General features: G+C 73.2%; 2 protein-coding genes. One reads left to right on the top strand and one right to left on the bottom strand.

Going from position 1 to position 1,820, the window contains the following annotated elements:
* The coding region (locus GTQ99_RS22820) for an aldehyde dehydrogenase family protein (protein WP_166617955.1) at positions 1-484 on the top strand (484 nt) is incomplete at its 5' end.
* A 61-nt stretch (positions 485-545) separates the two neighbouring features.
* Here the strand turns inward: GTQ99_RS22820 and GTQ99_RS22815 are convergent.
* The coding region (locus tag GTQ99_RS22815) for an NAD(P)/FAD-dependent oxidoreductase (protein WP_166617954.1) at positions 546-1,820 on the bottom strand (1,275 nt) is incomplete at its 5' end.

The following is a 1,820-nucleotide window of genomic DNA, read 5'->3' as shown; positions in this document are numbered from 1 at the left end:
CGCGGTGGGGCCGGTGAACAGTGCGCGGCAGTTGGCGCACGTGAGCGGGTTCGTGGACCGCCTGCCCGATCACGCGCAGCTGGTGGCCGGCGGTGGGCGCGCTGGGGGGGAGTTGGCGGAGGGCTTCTACTACCAGCCGACGGTGGTGGCGGGGTTGCGCCAGGGTGATGAGGTGGTGCAGGAGGAGGTCTTCGGGCCGGTGATCACGGTGCAGCGCTTCTCCGATGAGGCGCAGGCGTTGGGGTGGGCGAACGGGACGCGCTACGGGCTGGCCTCGAGCGTGTGGACGCGGGACTTCGGGCGGGCGATGCGGATGTCGGCGGCGTTGGACTTCGGGTGCGTGTGGATCAATGCGCACATCCCGTTGGTGGCGGAGATGCCGCACGGGGGGTTCAAGCAGTCGGGGTACGGCAAGGACTTGTCGGTGTACGGGTTGGAGGACTACACGCGCCTGAAGCACGTGATGGCCAACATCGAGTCCTGAACCCGGGTTCTGAACTGCGGGGCTCCGCGCGCTCCCCGGCCGGGGAGCGCGCGGCGGGCGCTCAGGAGTCGAAACCCAGGCCGAACCGGTCGAGGGTGCGCAGCCACAGGTTGCGGTGGCCCTCGTGGCGGTCGGCGTGCACGAGCGAGCGCGTGGTCACCTCCACGCCGGCCCAGGCCAGCGGTTCGGGCGGGAACGGCAGCGGCGTGCTGCGCACCAGTTCCAGCTCGGTGAGCTCGGTGGGACCCGCCTCCTCGCGCGCGAGGAGGTCGAGCAGCACGTCGGCGGCGAAGCGGGTCATCCCCACGCCGAGCCCGGTGTACCCGGCGACGTGGGCGACGCGGCCGCGGTGGCCGGTGCCGAAGAACGGGAAGAAGCGCGTGCAGGTGTCGATGGCACCGCCCCAGGCGTGGGTGAAGCGCAGGCCCTCCAGCTGCGGGAACGTCTGGAAGAAGTGCGCGGCCAGCGTCTGGAACGACTCGGCCCGCTGGTCGTGGCGGGCCGACAGCGAGCGCCCCCAGTGGTAGATCGCGTCGTAGCCGCCGAAGAGGATCCGGCCGTCGGCGGTCTGGCGGTAGTAGTGGAACTGGTTGGCCAGGTCGTCCACGCCCTGACGGCCCTGCCAGCCGATCGCCGCGCGCTGGACGGCGTCCAGCGGTTCGGTGACCAGCACGTAGTCGTAGACCGGGATCGTGTGCAGCCGGTAGCGCCGCAGCAGCGCGGGGAAGACGTTCGTGCCCAGCGCGACGTGCCGGGCGTGCACGGTGGCGGAGCCGGTGCGCACGTGCACGCCCTCCGCGTCCGAGCGCAGCCCGCGCACGACGGTGTCCTCGGCGACGCGGACGCCGAGCTCGCGGCAGGTGCGCAGCAGTTCCCAGACCAGGTGGGCGGGGTTCACCAGCGCGGTGTCCTCGCGCGTCCACACCCCGGCGAGGTAGGTGGGGGAGGCGACCTGCGCCCGGACGGCGTCGGTGTCCAGGAAACCCGGCTGGCCGCGCAGCTGCTCCACCTGGTACGGCTCGGTCGCCACCGTCAGGGAGCCGGTGCGCTCCCAGCCGCAGTCCCAGCCGTGCTGCGCGACGGACTTCTCGATCGCGTCGAGGTTGGCCAGGCCGAGCGCGTCGAGGCGGTCGACCTCGGCCGGCAGGTGCCGCTCGCCGTTGCCGCGCCCGTGGGTGAGGCTCGCGGCGACGAACCCCCCGTTGCGCCCCGAGGCGGCCCACCCGACGCCGGCCCCCTCCAGCAGCAGCACGTCGCGGTCGGGGTCGCGCTCCTTGGCGCGCAGCGCCGTCCACAGCCCGGTCAGGCCGCCGCCCACGACGACGAGGTCGGCGCG

The organism is Kineococcus vitellinus (assembly GCF_009906315.1).
GTDB classification, from domain to species: Bacteria; Actinomycetota; Actinomycetes; order Actinomycetales; family Kineococcaceae; genus Kineococcus; species Kineococcus vitellinus.
This window is presented reverse-complemented; position numbering and strand designations above follow the sequence as displayed.